This window comes from Labilibaculum manganireducens (genome assembly GCF_963665805.2).
GTDB lineage: Bacteria > Bacteroidota > Bacteroidia > Bacteroidales > Marinifilaceae > Labilibaculum > Labilibaculum manganireducens.
The window spans coordinates 4,934,755-4,951,971 of the sequence record NZ_CAXXEE010000003.1 but is presented as its reverse complement, the minus strand read 5'-3'; the positions used below and the strand labels follow the sequence as shown (position 1 = coordinate 4,951,971).

At 34.6% G+C, this 17,217-nt stretch carries 13 protein-coding genes; 12 read left to right on the top strand and 1 reads right to left on the bottom strand.

What is annotated here, in order from left to right; genetic code table 11:
* Positions 1-93 precede the first annotated feature (93 nt).
* The 10 genes from ACHZAX_RS19585 (at position 94) to uvrC (ending at position 14,774) form a co-directional block, all read left to right on the top strand.
* Complete coding sequence (locus ACHZAX_RS19585) at positions 94-1,098, top strand: sugar phosphate nucleotidyltransferase (RefSeq protein ID WP_101311248.1); 1,005 nt, start codon at positions 94-96, stop codon at positions 1,096-1,098.
* A 6-nt stretch (positions 1,099-1,104) separates the two neighbouring features.
* Positions 1,105-2,877 carry a tetratricopeptide repeat protein gene (locus ACHZAX_RS19580; protein ID WP_320020257.1) on the top strand — a complete coding sequence of 591 codons (1,773 nt, stop codon included), beginning with the start codon at positions 1,105-1,107 and terminating at the stop codon, positions 2,875-2,877.
* Positions 2,867-3,730: a lipoprotein insertase outer membrane protein LolB1 gene (lolB1, locus tag ACHZAX_RS19575; protein ID WP_101311246.1), complete on the top strand. Its 864-nt coding sequence runs from the start codon at positions 2,867-2,869 to the stop codon at positions 3,728-3,730. Before ACHZAX_RS19580 ends, lolB1 begins: the two co-directional genes overlap by 11 nt.
* Positions 3,731-3,737: 7 nt before the next feature.
* Entirely contained in the window at positions 3,738-4,964 is a 1,227-nt protein-coding gene (locus ACHZAX_RS19570) for a murein hydrolase activator EnvC family protein (RefSeq protein WP_101311245.1), read from the top strand.
* A 21-nt stretch (positions 4,965-4,985) separates the two neighbouring features.
* Entirely contained in the window at positions 4,986-8,279 is a 3,294-nt protein-coding gene (locus ACHZAX_RS19565) for a DUF4175 family protein (protein WP_320020256.1), read from the top strand.
* Positions 8,272-8,679, top strand: a complete 408-nt coding sequence (locus tag ACHZAX_RS19560; protein WP_101311243.1) for an ATP-binding protein — start codon at positions 8,272-8,274, stop codon at positions 8,677-8,679. Before ACHZAX_RS19565 ends, ACHZAX_RS19560 begins: the two co-directional genes overlap by 8 nt.
* Before the next feature lie 3 nt (positions 8,680-8,682).
* A complete protein-coding gene (ybeY, locus tag ACHZAX_RS19555) occupies positions 8,683-9,108 on the top strand; it encodes an rRNA maturation RNase YbeY (RefSeq protein WP_101311242.1) in 426 nt (141 codons plus the stop codon).
* 146 nt (positions 9,109-9,254) lie between these two features.
* Positions 9,255-11,132, top strand: a complete 1,878-nt coding sequence (mnmG, locus tag ACHZAX_RS19550) for a tRNA uridine-5-carboxymethylaminomethyl(34) synthesis enzyme MnmG (RefSeq protein ID WP_320020255.1) — start codon at positions 9,255-9,257, stop codon at positions 11,130-11,132.
* Between the two features lie 169 nt (positions 11,133-11,301).
* Complete coding sequence (gene ade / locus ACHZAX_RS19545) at positions 11,302-12,945, top strand: adenine deaminase (RefSeq protein ID WP_101311240.1); 1,644 nt, start codon at positions 11,302-11,304, stop codon at positions 12,943-12,945.
* A 26-nt stretch (positions 12,946-12,971) separates the two neighbouring features.
* On the top strand, positions 12,972-14,774 hold the full coding sequence (uvrC, locus tag ACHZAX_RS19540) for an excinuclease ABC subunit UvrC (RefSeq protein ID WP_320020254.1): 1,803 nt from the start codon (positions 12,972-12,974) through the stop codon (positions 14,772-14,774).
* A gap of 68 nt (positions 14,775-14,842) precedes the next feature.
* Here the strand turns inward: uvrC and ACHZAX_RS19535 are convergent, their stop codons facing one another.
* Entirely contained in the window at positions 14,843-15,826 is a 984-nt protein-coding gene (locus ACHZAX_RS19535) for a lipoate--protein ligase (protein WP_320020253.1), read from the bottom strand.
* 183 nt (positions 15,827-16,009) lie between these two features.
* Here ACHZAX_RS19535 and dtd point away from each other — a divergent pair, with 183 nt between their 5' ends.
* Entirely contained in the window at positions 16,010-16,462 is a 453-nt protein-coding gene (dtd, locus tag ACHZAX_RS19530) for a D-aminoacyl-tRNA deacylase (RefSeq protein WP_101311238.1), read from the top strand.
* A complete protein-coding gene (locus ACHZAX_RS19525) occupies positions 16,463-16,801 on the top strand; it encodes a nucleotide pyrophosphohydrolase (protein WP_245870421.1) in 339 nt (112 codons plus the stop codon).
* Positions 16,802-17,217 lie beyond the last annotated feature (416 nt).

Genomic DNA, 17,217 nt, shown 5'->3' with positions numbered 1-17,217 from the left:
ATTATTAATTTGGATCAAAACAAATTGTAAAAGGGTACATTTGATCCGTTTTTTAGTTATTTTACAATTCACTACTACTAGATATTTTAACAGATGAAAATAATTGTTCCAATGGCAGGAATGGGGAAACGCATGCGTCCTCATACTTTAACGGTTCCAAAACCTTTAATTCCAATTGCAGGCAAGCCTATTGTTCAGCGTCTTGTCGAGGAAATTGCAAAAGTTTCTGACGAAGCAATTGATGAAATAGCATTCATCATTGGCGATTTTGGCAAGGAAGTTGAAGAAAGATTATGTGGCATTGCTAAAAATATTGGTGCTAAAGCCAGCATTTACTATCAGGAAGAAGCATTGGGTACTGCTCATGCCATTTATTGCGCAGCACCTTCTTTATCCGACAAGGTTGTAGTTGCTTTCGCAGATACTTTGTTTAAAGCAGATTTTGTTTTGGATGCTGAGGCAGACAGTGTGATATGGGTACAAAAAGTTGAGGATCCATCTGCTTTTGGGGTTGTTAAAATTGATGATGAGAACAACATTACGGATTTTATAGAGAAGCCAAAAAATTTCGTATCTGATTTAGCAATCATTGGGATTTACTATTTTAAAGATGGTGATAATCTGCGGGATGAATTGGAATACCTGCTGAAAAATAAGGTGCTGGTAAATGGGGAATATCAGCTTACAGATGCCTTGGAAAACATGAAGAACAAAGGACTTTCTTTTAAACCAGGGCAAGTTATAGAATGGATGGATTGTGGAAATAAAGATGCAACCGTTCATACAAATCAAAGAATACTGGAATACCACAAGAATGATGATTTGGTTTGTCCTTCGTCTTCAGCTGAAAATTCCATTATTATTCCTCCATGTTACATTGGAGAAAATGTAAAAATTAAGAATTCGGTAATTGGACCTCATGTTTCGGTGGGTGCAAATACAACAGTAAGTAATACTTTGGTTCGCAACTCAATCATTCAGCGCAACTCAAATCTTGAAAACTTAAACCTTGAAAATTCCATGATAGGTAATTATGTTGATGTTCAGGGTGAGGTTTCGGAATGGAATGTTGGAGATTTTGCGACCTTCTCAAAATAAAGATAGATGAAGGTGGGATGTAAATTTTGGATGGCAGTTCTTATCGGTTGTTTGGTGTCAGGCTCTGCTTTTGCAGGGGAAATTGTGCCAATGCCTAAAAAAGAGATAGTACAGAAAGAAGTAAAGTTAACAGAGGCGCAAAAATTAGAGTTCGATTTTGCTTTTGCGGAGGCAATGAAGGCTGTTTTGCTGCAGGAGTTGGATAAAGGGCTTTCTTTGTATGCAACTTGCCTTAAAATTGACCCGTCGAGTGCTGTTGTTCGTTACGAATTGGCGAATATTTATATGAGTCAGGAAGATTTGGGTAGTGCACTAGAGCTTTCCAGAGCAGCTGTTTCATTGCAGCCATTAAATATTTGGTATCAAATTCAGCTTGCAAATATTTACCAAAAAAAGGGGATGATGGATCAAGCTTGTGCTGTGTATGATGACTTGGTAAAATTACATCCGGAACGAAACGACTTTTATTATCTACAAGCCGCGATATTTGCTTCAGTAGAAAAATTTGATGAAGCCATAGAAGTCTATAATCGTTTAGAGAAAAAGGAGGGAATCCAGGAAGGGATCTCGTTGGAAAAAGAGCGCTTGTATCTTGCTGCAGGCAACAGAAAAATGGCCTATTCCGAAATTCAGAAGCTGATAAAAAAGAATCCTTACCGGGCTGATTTCTATGGAATGTTAGCCGATCTGTATACAGAGGACAAAGAAGAAGATAAAGCTTTTGAACAGTACGAAAAGATATTGAAAATTGATCCGGAAAATGGTTTGGTTCATTTTTATTTAGCGGATTTTTATCGAAGAAAAGGCGAAATTGAAAAAAGTAACGCTTCGCTTACAAAGGCTTTCAGAAATCCAGAAATTGAAGCGGATCAGAAAATTCAATTTTTAATTTCCATTCTGATGAATGGAAATAAAGAAGGCATGTCTGATGAGTATTTGAAAGAATTATTGGACATATTGGTTGAAGTTCATCCGGGACAAGTAAGAGTACATGCACTTTATGCTGATTTTCTTAGAAAAAGAAAGGATAATGAAGGCGCACGATATCACCTAAGGAAAGTGCTTGAAGAGGAAAAAACAAATTATGTAGTTTGGGAAGAATTGCTTTTAATAGATAATGAAATGTTGGATTTTGAAAGTATGTTTAATGAAAGCTCTGAGGCATTAAAATATTTTCCGACCCAACCTCTTTTATACATCTTTAAAGGTGTTGCAGCAGCTCAAAAACAAGAGTACAAAACAGCTGTTGAAACATTGGAGGAGGGGTTTTCTTATATTGGAGAAAATGTAAAGTTACGGGTTCAGTTTAAGACTTATTTAGGCGATGCATACTATCAAATGGGCGATGCGCAAAAAGCATTTAAAGCGTATGATGAGGTATTGTTGTTTGAGCCGCAAAATGTAATCGTGTTAAATAATTACAGCTATTATTTATCAGTTAAAGGGCAGGAACTTGAAAAAGCTAAAAAAATGAGTTCTCTTTGCATCAAAATTGAGGCAGAAAACTCTACTTATCTGGATACTCATGGATGGGTTTTATATCGAATGGGAGAATTTAAGGATGCTAAAAGTGTTTTGGAAAAAGCTTTGAAATTCGGAGGGGGAGAATCTGCTGTAATTGTTGAGCATTATGGTGATATTCTTTTTCGCCTGGGAGAGAATGAAAAGGCTCTTGAAGAGTGGAAAAAAGCAATTGAAATTGGTGAAGGTTCAGTGTATCTGGCCGAAAAAATAAAGACAGGTAGTATTCCTGAAGAGAAGGAACAAAATGAGCAATAGAAAATATTCAAAAACTGTTGTAAGGGCTCTGATCGTTATCATTGCCCTTTTTCAGTTTTCCTGTAAATCATTTTATGAGTTAGGTGTTGAGAAGGCAAAACCAATCTCCGACAATAGGCTGTATAATGGACTAATAGATAGTAGTTTAAATTATAAAAGTATATATGTAAAACGTTTTTCGGCAAGCTTTTCAGTTGATGGCATAAGCAAAAGTTTTAAAGGTTCTATTAAAATAGAAAAGGATAGTATTATTTGGATCGATATTACTGCTTCGGTTGGGATACCGGTAGCGCGACTACTCATTACACCTGATTCTGTAAAGATGATCGATAGACTTAAGAAAACCTATTTCATTGATGACTTTGGGTTCTTTTCGGACAAACTAAATATGGATTTGGATTTTTATTCTTTCCAAAGTATACTTACCAATTCAATTTTTAGAGTCGACAATGAAGAGAAGGAAAAAGCTTTTATTCGATCCTTTGATGGAAAAATAATTGACAACAAGTATGTTTTTATATCTGATAAAGCGAGAAAGATTGATCGAAAATTAAAAAAGGATAAGCTGGAAAAATTAAATAGGTTTAATTATCAAAGAGTAGATATCGATCCTTCTTTAATGAGAATTACAGATATATTGGTAAAAGAATTTGATGCTGCAAGGGATATTACGATTAAGTATCGGGATTTCACTGTTTTTGAAAACAGGAAGTTTCCTCAACGATTGGCTTTTGAAGTAAAGGATCCAAAACATTTATTATCTTGTAACATTAAATTTAATAAGGTGACATTTAGTGAAGATTTGCGCTTTTCGTTTACAATACCGGACAAATACGATCAAATTTATCCATAAAACCACTATGGGAATTAACAAATTAACGTGTAATAAAATATTTTATTTAGTAATTGCTCTTCTGTTTTTATCATCAGTAGATGCTTTTTCTCAGCATGATATTTCTACTCTTAAAAAACGAAAAGAGCAGAATTCTAAAGATATAGCGTATACCAATAGTCTTCTTTCCAACACTTTGAAGAATAAGAATGTAACGTTGGGGCAATTAAACCTTCTAAACCAAAGAATAAAGTCCAGACAAGCTTTGATTCAGTCCATTGAAAATGAAATTTCTTACATCAATTCTCAGATAAGTAAAATTAATGCTGATGTTAAGGATTTGGAAGATGAATTGAATAAGCTGAAGCAACAGTACGCAAAGGTGATTCAATACGCATACAAGCAAAGAAATTCACACGAAAAACTGATGTTTTTATTGTCATCGAAAGATTTTAACCAAGCTTATAAACGATATAAGTATCTTCAGCAATTTTCGGAATACAGCAAAGAACAGGGCAAGCAGATTGGCTCCAGGAAAGATTCTCTGAATGCAAACATGCTTCGTTTAAAAACGGCAAAGAGTGAAAAAGTTGTTTTGCTATCCGATAAAACAAAGGAAAGTCAAAGTTTAGCTCAAGAGAAATCTCAACAATCTGAGATTATTTCAAAATTGAAAAAGCGTGAGAAACAACTTAGGGATGATTTAAGGAAACAACAGCAGTATACTAAAAAGCTGGAAAAAGAAATTCAGAAAATCATCGAAAATCAGGCTAAACTGGCCGCCAGGAAAAACAGCGGAGGAGGCAAATATGGTTTAACTCCAGAGGAAAAAGTTCTTTCAGAATCATTTGATCAAAATAAGGGAAAGCTTCCCTGGCCAACACAAACTGGTTTTATATCTGAAAAATTCGGAGAGCACAAACATGCAGTACTTAAGCATGTTAATGTTCGAAACGATGGTGTAAATATAACGACTGACAGCAATGCCGAATGTCGCTCAATTTTTAAAGGGGAAGTCACACACATTCTTTCAATGCCTGGTCTTAATAATGTAATCATTATTCGTCATGGTGAGTTTTTCTCAGTTTATTCAAACCTTTCTTCAGTTACAGTGAAAAAAGGTGACACAGTTACTTCAAAAGAGAAAATTGGTGTGGTGTATACCGATCAGGCACAAAGCCAAACTGTTCTTAAATTCCAATTATGGAAAGGGAGTACGAAATTGGATCCTTCTTTGTGGTTGTATCGGAATTAACTCTTTTACGTAGTAGTTGATATGGGTTCTAAGCAGGAAATTTTTATCGAAAAATTAGATCGGTTTATTCGAAAATACTACCAAAATCAGCTTCTAAGAGGTTTGCTTTTGAGTATTGTTCTGATTTTGTCTTATTTCTTGATTGTCTCGTATACAGAATACTTGCTGTATTTTTCTGTTTCGGTTCGAACATTTCTCGCTATTTTTTCTGTACTGTTTTTTTCGTTAATGATCGTGAAACTAATTATTTTACCCATAATTGGTTTGTTGCAGATTGGAAAAAGAATAAGCTACAGGCAAGCAATTAGTATTATTACACAATATTTTCCGGATTTGCAGGACCGGTTGATTAATACATTGGAATTAACCGAGCTGTCAGCTAAAAGTAATTCATCCGGCGACTCTCTTTTAATGGCCAGCATCAATCAAAGAATGGAATCCATTCAATTGATTCCTTTTAGAAAAGCGATATCATTCAAATCGAATCTTAGCTATTTAAAATACCTTATTATCGTATTTATTGCAATTATTGGAACCTACATTGCTTTGCCGGATATGTACTCCAGTAGTGCGAATCGTTTAGTCCATTTTAGGAAGGAATACATCGCCCCAGCCGATTTTAAATTTGTAGTAAATCAAGATGCCATGAAAGCAGTTCGAGGCTCGGATTTCTATCTGGAAGTGCAAACAGAAGGTAAATATGTGCCGGCTGATGTCTATCTGGTTTCTGAAGGGAATCAGTTCCTGTTAAAAAAGAAAGGAAGTAATCGTTTCAGTTATCTTTTCAGGAATGTAAATAGAGAAGTAAACTTCTTTTTAAAGGCCGGTAAAATAACATCATTAACCTATCAGCTGGAGATTTTATTAAAACCGGGAATTAAATCTTTTGAACTTACGGTAAAGTCACCATCTTACACAAAATTACCAGAAAGAAAAGAGCAAAATTTGGGAGATATTAGTGTACCCGAAGGATCTTTATTGGAATGGACGATTGAGGGGGAAGACACCAATTCTGTTCAAGTTGTTTTCAATGATTCTCTAAACCGAGCCGATTCACAAGATAAAGACAATACCTTCTTATTTTCAAAAAACATCTTTCAGAAAAATAACTACCAAATTTATGTTAGTAATGAGCAATTTGAAAAACAGCTTTTTGCCAATTATACCATTGATATAATACCTGATCTTTATCCGCAAATTCAAGTGTCAGTTGTACAAGATACTTTATTGCCTACGGCCTACTATTTTAAAGGTATATTGAAGGATGATTATGGATTTTCGAAATTACGGTTTTGTTATTTTATCAATGATCAGTTACCTGTTTACATTCCTCTAAGCTTGAATCGAAATCTTAGTTCTCAGGAGTTTTATTATGCCTTCGATTTTGCAAATGTTGATGTAAGCGAAGGAAGTCATGTACAATATTATTTTGAAGTTTTCGATAATGATGGAATAAATAAACCGAAAATGTCTCGTTCCCGGCAATTTTCTTTATTAGTTCCGGATTCGAAACAGTTGTACGATTTAAATACAAGTATTCAGGATAGTATTTCGAATCGAATCGAAAAAGGAATAGATCTGAGTCAATCCATACAGGAAGATATAAAGCGTCTGCAGAAAAATATGTTGGATGGCACCGGAGACAAATGGCAGCAACAGCAAATGTTTCAGCAAATCGATTCTAAAAAGAAACAATTGGATGAGTTGCTAAATAATATCAAGCAAGAGAATGCAAAAAAAAATCAGTTGTCAAATTCTTTGGGACAAAAAGATTCTTTACTAATCGAAAAGCAAAAACAAATTGAAAAGCTTCTTGAAAATGTAATGGATGATGAGTTGCAAAAATTGTTTGAAGAATTTAACAAATTGGCTGAAGATTTTAAATCGGAAGATTTAAATAAGCTAGGGAACCAAATAAACATGTCGTTTGATGATTTTCAGAAACAAATGGATCGCAACCTGAGTTTGTTGGAACGATATGATATTGAGGCTCGTATGAATCAAATTATCGATAGAATTGATAAAATTGCAGATAGTCAGGAGGAAATTAGTGACCTGGGGCACAAGCAGGAGGAAAAAATGAATTCTCAGCAGGTTGAGGAAAGTCAAAAATGGGATGATTTGAAAAAAGATCTGCAAAATCTTCTCGAAAAAAATTCCGGCATTAGTGACCCGTATCAATTTCAAAATCCTTCCGAAGATCTTGAGTCTATTTCTGATATGATGAAAGAATCAAAAAACTTTTTAGAAGAAGGTAAAAACTCTAAGGCTTCAAAAAATATGAAAGCAACTTCTAAAAAACAAAAATCACTTGCTCAGAAGTTGAATAGTAATCTTTCAAAAAGTGTAAGTGCTCAGCTTACCGTTGATATTGATAATTTAATTCGCCTGATGAATAACCTGATGGAATTTTCATTTCAGCAGGAGGCCGTATTGACCGATTACAAAACTGTGGATTATCGAAATCCTTTATTTGTAAAAATGATAGAAGAGCAGGGGGGATTAAAAGAGGAGTATTTATTAATTCAGGATTCATTGCTTTCTCTTTCATCTCACTCACCTCAGGTTGCAGCTTTAATTGGAAATAGAATTTTTGATATAGGTAACTATCTCGATCAGGTTCTCGAAGAAGCTAACAGCAGAAGAAAAATTCAAGCCAATGTCACACAACAAAAAGTCTTAACTGAAGTTAATGAATTATCACTATTTCTTTCCGAGGCATTAAAACAACTCATGGAACAAATGGCGAATGCTATGCCTGGCGATCAAATTGGTGATCAAAAAGGAGGAAAACCATCATTTGCAGGTATGCAATCGGAGCAGCAATCCTTAAAAAAGATGTTGGAGGAGATGATTCAGGAAATGAAATCAGGAAATGGTAAAAATAATTCGAAAGAAAAATTGGGAAAGTTTTTACAAAGGCAGGAAATGTTTCAACAAAATTTGAGTGAAATTCTTCAGAAGGGTGGCGTTGGAGGTGAGACAGAGAATATATTACGTGAAATAATGAAAATGATTGACCAAACGCAATCAGACATATCTAATTTTTCCATAAATTCGAATACAATTAATAGGCAAAATAGAATAATTTCTCGTTTGTTGGAAGCTGAAAACGCTCAGAGAGAGAAAGATTTTGATAAAAAAAGAGAAAGTAATTCTGGAAATATTATTAAATTGAGTAACCCTACAGAAATATTTGAGTATAAAAGAATACGAACAGATTTTGAAGGTGTTTTCGATGACTTTTATGTAAAAATGATCGACTACTATAATAAATTGTATTTGGATTACATGATCAAAATAAATAATGACTAAATCAGAAAAATTGCTAATCTTTCCATCCGAATTAGAGAATATAAGCAGAGTTGAAAGACTCATAGATGAGATTTCTTCATCTCATAACCTTAGTTCTGAAATTTACGGAAAAATTTCAGTTGCCCTTATTGAAGCTGTCAATAATGCGATTTTGCATGGCAACCAGCTAGACGTAACTAAAAAGGTGAAAGTTAAATACAATATTGATGACGAATCTATTAGTTTCATTGTGTGGGATGAAGGTAAAGGATTCGATTTTTCGAATATTCCTGACCCAACGCTTCCTGAAAATTTGGAGAAGACACATGGACGGGGAGTTTTTCTAATGAATCACCTGGCTGATGATATTGAATTTGGAGAGAATGGTGCTATAGTAGAAATGAAATTTATTTTTGGATAAAAAATGTTGATTACTTACGATACGTGTGAAGCTAGTATTCCCGCGATTGATCAGAAGCGCTTAAGCGAATGGATCAATCGCGTTGTTGTTAATAATAGTTTCGAAATTGGAGAGATAAATTACTATTTCTGCTCTGATAATTACCTGCTTGAAATGAATCGTGAACACTTAAATCACGATTACTTTACGGATATAATTACTTTTGATTATACTGTTGCTGATATTGTATCAGGAGATTTATTTATAAGTGTTGATACTGTTCTTGATAATGCAAAAGAATACGGATGCGAGTATCTTCAGGAATTGCATCGTGTAATGATTCATGGAGTCCTTCATTTAATGGGAATTGATGATAAAACTGATGAAGATCAGGAAATAATGACCCAAAAGGAGGACGAATCATTAGCATTACTTTCCGATATTGATTAAATTTGTAAAATTTTTTTAATTTATTGATCTGAATTCTAGATAATTAGCAAGGGTGTGTCCATTGCAGTTGATTGGTTTTCAGTTTTTTAGATAAAATAATTATCTTTGCAAGAATAAGAATAACGAATATAAATATCTTTTATTATATGTTGCCAAAGTATGATGTTATAGTAGTAGGTGCCGGTCATGCCGGATGTGAGGCGGCAACAGCTGCGGCAAACCTTGGATCTTCGGTTCTTTTGGTTACCATGGATATGAATAAAATTGCTCAAATGTCATGTAATCCAGCTATTGGTGGAATTGCAAAAGGGCAAATTGTTCGTGAATTAGATGCCTTGGGCGGTTTTACAGGAATAGTTACCGACCGGTCATCCATTCAATTCCGTATGCTTAATCGCTCTAAAGGACCTGCAATGTGGAGTCCAAGATCACAATGCGATAGAATGATTTTCTCTTCGGAATGGAGAAAAATTGTTGAGAATACAGATAATTTGGACATGTGGCAGGATGCCGTTGTTCAAGTAATTATAGAAGATGGCAAAGCAGTTGGTGTGACTACTAAATTGGGAATCAACATTACTGCGAAATCGGTAATATTAACCAATGGAACTTTCCTTAACGGATTAATGCACATTGGACGTAAGCAGGAAAAAGGGGGGAGAACAGCAGAACCTGCATCTGTAGGAATTAGTGAACAATTAAAAAATATTGGCTTTGAAGTTGGGAGAATGAAAACCGGAACTCCTGCACGTTTAGATGGCAGAAGTATTGATTTTTCAGTAATGAAAAGACAGGATGGGGAAGAAGGATTTTATCAATTTTCTTATCTGACAGATCATGTAGATCGTATTCTTACTCAGAGACCATGTTATATAACGTATACAAATCTGGATGTTCACGATAGTCTTAGAGAAGGATTTGAAGAATCTCCAATGTATAATGGAACAATTCAGAGTACAGGTCCAAGATATTGTCCGAGTATAGAATCTAAGCTGTCAACTTTTGCTGAGAAGCAGGAGCATTTGCTTTTTTTAGAACCTGAAGGAGAGCACACTCACGAATATTATATCAACGGATTTTCATCGAGTCTTCCTTGGGATGTTCAGTTAAAAGCACTTCAAAAAGTTCCGGGATTGGAAAATGTGAAAATGTACCGTCCGGGATATGCAATTGAATATGACTATTTTGATCCTACTCAACTTCGTCATACTTTGGAAACAAAATTGGTTTCGAACTTATTTTTTGCCGGACAGATTAATGGCACAACCGGATATGAAGAAGCTGGAGCTCAGGGAATGATGGCAGGAATAAATGCGAGTTTATTGGTGCAAGGAAAAGAGGCTTTCACACTGAATAGAGACGAAGCTTATATTGGTGTTTTAATTGACGATTTGGTAACAAAAGGTGTTGATGAACCTTACCGAATGTTTACATCAAGAGCCGAATACCGAATTTTATTAAGACAGGATGATGCAGATTTACGCTTAAGTCCTAAGGCTTTTAAATTAGGATTAGTGGGACAAAAGCGAATTGACTTACTGGAAGAGAAAATTGAGTTTAGAGATAAATTGGTTACCTTTTGTAAAGAGTTTAGCTGCAAACCAAAATTCTTAAATCCGGTTCTGGAAAAATTAGGAACGGCTCCATTAAAACAGGGCGTTAAATTGTATGATATTATTCTTCGTCCGCAGGTTCAGATTAATGATTTGCTGGAAGATATTATCCCATTAAAAGAAGTGGTGGATTCAATACCAAACAGAAGGGAAGAAATTATTGAAGCAGCTGAGGTTTTAATAAAATATTCGGGCTATATAAATAGGGAAAAATTGATCGCAGAAAAATTAACCCGCCTGGAGAATATTAATATAAAAGGCAGATTTGAGTATACAAGTTTGCAATCTATTTCGACTGAGGCAAGACAAAAATTGGATAAAATTCAGCCTCAAACTATTGGTCAGGCATCGCGGATATCGGGTGTTTCTCCTAGCGATATTAACGTTCTTTTGGTACTCATGGGACGATAACGTTCCACGTGGAACTAAGGAGTATTTTAAAATAGTTTACTCCTTAAAACGCCCGGAATTGCCTTTTTGCATGTCGAAAAGTTAATTTCGGGCGTTTTTGAAGGCAATATTGAGCTATTTTAGGAATTAAATTTAGAGATTACCATTATCAAATGATAATAGATTAGATATGACAAGTAATAGATTTTCGATATCAGGTAAAGTCGTGGATGTTGTTTCACGTGAAATAATCAATGCAGAGGTGTATGTTGAAGAGGGAAGAATCACTTCCATTACTAAAAGAGATTCTGTTCCTGATCAATATATCTTGCCGGGACTTGTTGATGCACACATGCACATTGAAAGTACCTTATTAATACCAAGTCGATTTGCAAGTTTAGTTGTACAGTTTGGTACATTAGGTTTGGTTACAGACCCGCACGAAATAGCAAATGTGTTGGGTGAGATTGGTGTCGATTTCATGATTAATGATGCCGGTAAAGTTCCTTTGGAAATTCGCTTTGGTGTTCCTTCATGTGTGCCGGCAACCAAACACGAAACTTCAGGTTTTGTTTTGGATAGTAATATTGTGGAAAGCTTACTGAAAAGAGAAGAAGTTGTTTGTCTTGCCGAAGTAATGGATTTTGTTGGTGTGATTGAAGACGATCTTGAGGTACTCAAAAAAATAGTAGCGTGTAAGAATCTTGGAAAAAAAATTGACGGTCATGCTCCAGGTTTAAAAGGGAGGGATTTGAAAAAATATGTGGCATCTGGAATTTCTGCGGACCATGAATGTTCAACTTTGGAGGAAGCTCTTGAAAAGATTTCTTTAGGGATGATGATTCAAATACGGGAGGGTAGTGCTGCTAAAGATTTTGAGGCGCTGTATTCTTTATTGGAAACACACCCGGATAGAATCATGTTGTGTACAGATGATTTGCATCCCGATGATTTAATTGAAAATGGGCATATAAATTTTCTGATTAAACGTGGATTGAAAAAGGGACTTAATTTATTTTCATTGCTTCGTGCTGCCAGTTACAATCCAATTCATCATTATGGATTAAACTTGGGATTGTTGCAGGTTGGCGATTCTGCAGATTTTATTGTAATTGATCATCCGGAATCATTTGTTGTAGAGCAGGCATTTCGAAAAGGTATTTGTATTTATAAAAATAAGGAGGTTTTGTTTAATGTAAGTAATGAAATCATATTGAATAATTTTAGTCGAAAACCAATTCAATTGGCAGATTTGGCTGTTAAGCCTCAAAATGGTTCATTGCGGGCAATGGTTGTTAAGGATGGTGATCTGATAACTGATTCGATTTTGTGTACACCAAAGCTAATTGATTCAAATGTTGTATCTGACGTTGATAATGATTTATTGAAAATGGTTGTGATGAGTCGATACGACAATGGAAAACCTGTAATGGGATTTGCCAAAGGATTCGGTTTTAAAAAGGGAGCTATTGCCGAAAGTATCGCTCACGATAGCCACAATATTATTGCAGTAGGAACAAGTGATGAAGATTTGCTTCATGCAATTAATACTCTAATTGAAATGAAAGGTGGTATTGTTGCCGTTAACAACGGAGAAAGTGAGTCGGTTGAATTGGAAGTTGCGGGATTAATGTCGAACAAGACTGGAGAGGATTTGGTAAGGGAATATGCAAAATTGAGTGATTTTGCTTCCGATTTGGGGTCAAATTTTCAGTCTCCTTTTATGACTCTTGCATTTATGTCTTTACTGGTAATTCCAAAACTAAAATTATCAGATAAAGGTCTTTTTGATGTTAAAGAATTTAGAGTAATAGACCTTTTTAAAGAAGAGTAAGCTATATTAGTGGAAAATTATAATAAGTGATAAAAAATAAAAACATAGATCATTTAAAATTTTTGGTTTCCGCCTTGCCGGAAGAGCCAGGAGTTTATCAGTTCTTTGATGAGAACGATACAATTATATATGTAGGAAAAGCAAAACGACTCAAAAGAAGGGTTGCTTCCTATTTTAACAAAGTTCACGATTCTGCAAAAACCAATATAATGGTTCGCAAAATTGTGGATATTCGGCACATTGTTGTTGAATCGGAAGAGGATGCCCTGTTATTGGAAAATAACTTAATAAAAAAACATCAGCCTCGGTACAATGTTCTTTTGAAAGACGATAAATCTTTTCCCTGGATTTGCATTAAAAGCGAAAACTTTTCCAGAGTGCAAGTCACCCGTCATTTAATTAAAGATGGTTCGGAATATTTTGGACCCTATACGAGTGTAAAAATGGTTCGGATTTTAATGGATATGATTCGGTCTTTGTATCAACTGCGAACATGTAATTTAAGTTTATCGAAAGAGGGGATTAGAGATCAGAAATTCAAAGTTTGTTTGGAGTATCATATTGGGAATTGCAAAGCACCTTGTGTTGGGAAGGAGAGTAAAGAGGAGTATGAACAAACAATACAGGATATTCGGAATATATTGAAAGGAAATATTGGTTCGGTAACTTCTCATTTGAAAGAAAAAATTCAGGAACTGGCCAATGATTTTAAATTCGAAGAAGCACACCTTATTAAAGAGAAATTAGATTTACTGGCAAAGTATCAAAGTAAGTCAACAATCGTAAATCCTTCCATCAATAACATTGATGTTTATTCTATTGTTGATGATGAAGATTCAGCTTATGTGAATTTTCTAAAAGTGGTAAATGGAGCCATTATTCAGGCACACACCATTGAAATGAAAAAGAAAATTTACGAAAGTAAAGAGGATTTACTTTTGCTTGCTATTACAGAGATCCGTCAGAAGATTTTTAGTACGGCAAAAGAAATTTTGATTCCTTTTGAGCTTGAATTATCCATTCAAAATGTTCGGTTTGTTGTCCCTCAACGTGGCGACAAAAAGAAATTACTGGATTTATCTGAACGCAACGTTAAATATTACCGTCTCGAAAAGTTAAAGAAAGGGGATAAGTCTCTAAAACAATCGCATTCCGAACGTATTGTAGAAACTATGCGCACCGATTTAAGATTAAAAGATGCACCGGTTCATATTGAATGTTTTGACAATTCGAACATACAAGGAACGAATCCTGTTGCTTCTTGTGTTGTATTTAGAAATGCAAGACCTTATAAAAAAGATTATCGGCATTTTAATATAAAGACAGTAGTTGGAGCAAATGATTTTGCTTCTATGGAAGAAATAATTTACCGGCGTTATAAAAGATTGCTGGATGAGGGAAAGAGTTTACCACAATTGATTTTAATTGATGGGGGAAAAGGACAATTGGGTGCAGCTTTAAATAGTTTGGATAAATTAGAATTGCGAGGAAAGATTTCTGTAATAGGAATCGCCAAAAAACTGGAAGAAATCTATTTTCCCGGTGATCCTTACCCATTGTATTTGGATAAGAATTCAGAAACGCTTAAAACTATTCAGCACTTGCGAAATGAATCGCATCGCTTTGCAATAACCTTTCATAGGCAGAAGCGATCAAAAGCATTTATTGTCTCTGAATTGGATAAAATTGAAGGCATTGGAAAAAAATCAGTTGAAAATTTAATTAAAAAATTTAAGTCGGTAGAGAATGTGAAAAATGCCGCACTTGCTGATTTGGAATCTGAATTAGGAAATTCAAAAGCTTTAATAGTCTGGAAATATTTCAATTAGAGATTTTATTTGAGAAGTTACTTGAATATTTATTCAGCGTAGTTTTAATTCTATAATAATTCAAACCGTTAAAAAAATGCCGACAATATCTCTTTTTGTGTGATATGTTTAAAGTATAGGTTTGTATTTAGATTGTTAAGGTGTTTATATACAATGTCTTTGTCGTGATATTGACCGATCATTAAGCTTTTAAAGTCCAAAATGTGGTTTTCTACCAGGCAATTACCTAATAAATTAAGGTTTTTAATTATTCCTTTCTCTACTGTCATGCTAACCTCTAATATAATTCCCCCCGAAAAATTACTGAGTTTTTCAAAGACGTAGTTGGGAGAGTAGCCATAATTCCATTCCCAGTTGTTGTATTTCTCTGCCATTAAAGCTTCTATCTTTTCAATATCAATTGCCGATAGTTCAAATTCCTTGGCATCTGGAAATTTCGTTGTCAAATCTGTTAAAATTAATTGAGCAAAGTTGTCGATACTCAAGGAATGGGAAAGATATTCAGAGATGTTTGTTACCTTACTTCTAATGGATCTTATGCCCCGATCTTTAAACTTGAGAGGGTTTACTTTTAACAACTGGTTTAGGCGCTTTAAATCGCTTGAGAATAGCATTGTGCCATGCTGCATAAGCTTGTTCTTAAAAATGTGTGAAGCATTCCCTGAAAATTTCTTTCCATCGATCGTTAAATCGCTTTTTCCTTCAAATTTAGCGTTTACGTGCAGCTTTTGAAGAGTATCGATAATCGGCTGACTGTATTTTTGAAAATCAACCAATTTGCTTTTTTCTCCACTCTTGATAAAGCAGTAATTTAGATTTCCTTCATCGTGAAAAACGGTTCCTCCACCTGACATTCGCCTAACAACAGGTATATTTTCCTGTTCAGCTTTGTCGAGATTGATTTCAGCCAGAGTATTTTGATGTTTTCCTACAATTAATGCAGGAGTATTGGTATACAGGAAGAAAAAATCATCTTCATGGTTTTTTAGCAAATACTCTTCGCAGGCAATGTTAAAAACGGGATTGGTAGATGAACTGATGAAATACAACATGCTTTACTTTTTTTTGTAACGAATTACAAATATCATTATTAATTGGGAAATATCTTAATTTAGAATCAATTTTAATAGTGTAGAGGTCTGAAAAAACGGCTTTAGCAATATCTTTTTTACATGAATATGATGTGTTATATTTGAGAGGAACAATTAATTTTAACATTTAATAAATATATTGATATGCGAGTTGTGGTTCAGCGGGTTACTCAAGCTTCTGTGCGTGTAGATTCTGAAATAATCGGTCAGATATCGAAAGGATTGCTGGTGTTGGTGGGAATAGAGAAAGCTGATACGGAAGAGGATTCAGAATGGTTGAGTAAAAAAATCTGTCATCTTCGAATTTTTGACGATGAGGAAGGAGTAATGAATAAATCTTTACTTGAAGTGGATGGAAATATTTTGGTAATCAGTCAGTTTACTTTGCATGCTAAAACCAGAAAAGGGAACAGACCATCTTATATTACAGCCGCAAAACCTGATATTTCAATTCCTCTGTACGAGGATTTTGTTGCTCGTTTGCAGAAAGAATCAGGAAAGAAGGTGGAAACGGGAAAATTTGGTGCCGAAATGCAGGTCTCATTGGTTAACGATGGTCCGGTTACCATTGTAATGGATACTAAAAACAAGGAATAGATGATGAATCAGATAGGAATTAAGGAAGCTCAGGAGAAAGTTGATCAATGGATCAAAAAATATGGAGTTCGTTATTTTAATGAATTGACCAACATGGCTATTTTGACCGAAGAGGTAGGAGAGGTGGCTCGAATTATCTCCAGAAAATATGGTGAACAATCTTTCAAAGAAAGCGACAAGAAAGTTGATTTGGCTGATGAAATGGCTGATGTTCTGTGGGTTTTAATGTGCCTGGCAAATCAGACAGGAGTCGATTTAAACGAAGCATTTCAGAAGAATCTGGAAAAGAAAACTCACAGGGATATGAACAGGCATCTGGCAAATGATAAGCTAAAATAGGATTATTACCTGCTAGTGGATTATTTTCGCATGTGACTTACAGTCTTTTTTCTGATAATTTGTTGTGTCTCAGTATCGCTCCCCAAAACGCCATACAATCTTTTGTTTTAAACAGCTCAGCTAATTTTAAAAAGCCAATTCATTTTTGGTTTGATTAATTCTTATACCCCCTCCATTCAAAATCTTTTTTTACAAAAATCTTGATTCTATAAGATTTTGTGTTTCCAAGTTACTATCATATTTTTTTATAGGAATATGCATTTTCCTGCAAACGCCTGTATTTAGAGATGTTTGATTCTATATTTAGTATTTCTGAATATAAAAATAGTTTATTAGGATAAATAGTTCTGAAGTCTTTGTTTTTATTAAGTTTATTCATGTTTTTTTTGTTTTTTTTATATTAATGGCACGTAAAG

Excerpts from the sequence above, each read along its gene's own strand:
- ACHZAX_RS19585 (WP_101311248.1), top strand. The coding sequence starts at position 94 with ATGAAAATAATTGTTCCAATGGCAGGAATGGGGAAACGCATGCGTCCT.
- ade (WP_101311240.1), top strand. The coding sequence starts at position 11,302 with ATGACAAGTAATAGATTTTCGATATCAGGTAAAGTCGTGGATGTTGTT.
- ACHZAX_RS19525 (WP_245870421.1), top strand. The coding sequence starts at position 16,463 with ATGATGAATCAGATAGGAATTAAGGAAGCTCAGGAGAAAGTTGATCAA.
- ACHZAX_RS19580 (WP_320020257.1), top strand. The coding sequence starts at position 1,105 with ATGAAGGTGGGATGTAAATTTTGGATGGCAGTTCTTATCGGTTGTTTG.
- ACHZAX_RS19570 (WP_101311245.1), top strand. The coding sequence starts at position 3,738 with ATGGGAATTAACAAATTAACGTGTAATAAAATATTTTATTTAGTAATT.
- ACHZAX_RS19560 (WP_101311243.1), top strand. The coding sequence starts at position 8,272 with ATGACTAAATCAGAAAAATTGCTAATCTTTCCATCCGAATTAGAGAAT.
- lolB1 (WP_101311246.1), top strand. The coding sequence starts at position 2,867 with ATGAGCAATAGAAAATATTCAAAAACTGTTGTAAGGGCTCTGATCGTT.
- dtd (WP_101311238.1), top strand. The coding sequence starts at position 16,010 with ATGCGAGTTGTGGTTCAGCGGGTTACTCAAGCTTCTGTGCGTGTAGAT.
- ACHZAX_RS19565 (WP_320020256.1), top strand. The coding sequence starts at position 4,986 with ATGGGTTCTAAGCAGGAAATTTTTATCGAAAAATTAGATCGGTTTATT.
- ybeY (WP_101311242.1), top strand. The coding sequence starts at position 8,683 with ATGTTGATTACTTACGATACGTGTGAAGCTAGTATTCCCGCGATTGAT.
- mnmG (WP_320020255.1), top strand. The coding sequence starts at position 9,255 with ATGTTGCCAAAGTATGATGTTATAGTAGTAGGTGCCGGTCATGCCGGA.
- ACHZAX_RS19535 (WP_320020253.1), bottom strand. The coding sequence starts at position 15,826 with ATGTTGTATTTCATCAGTTCATCTACCAATCCCGTTTTTAACATTGCC.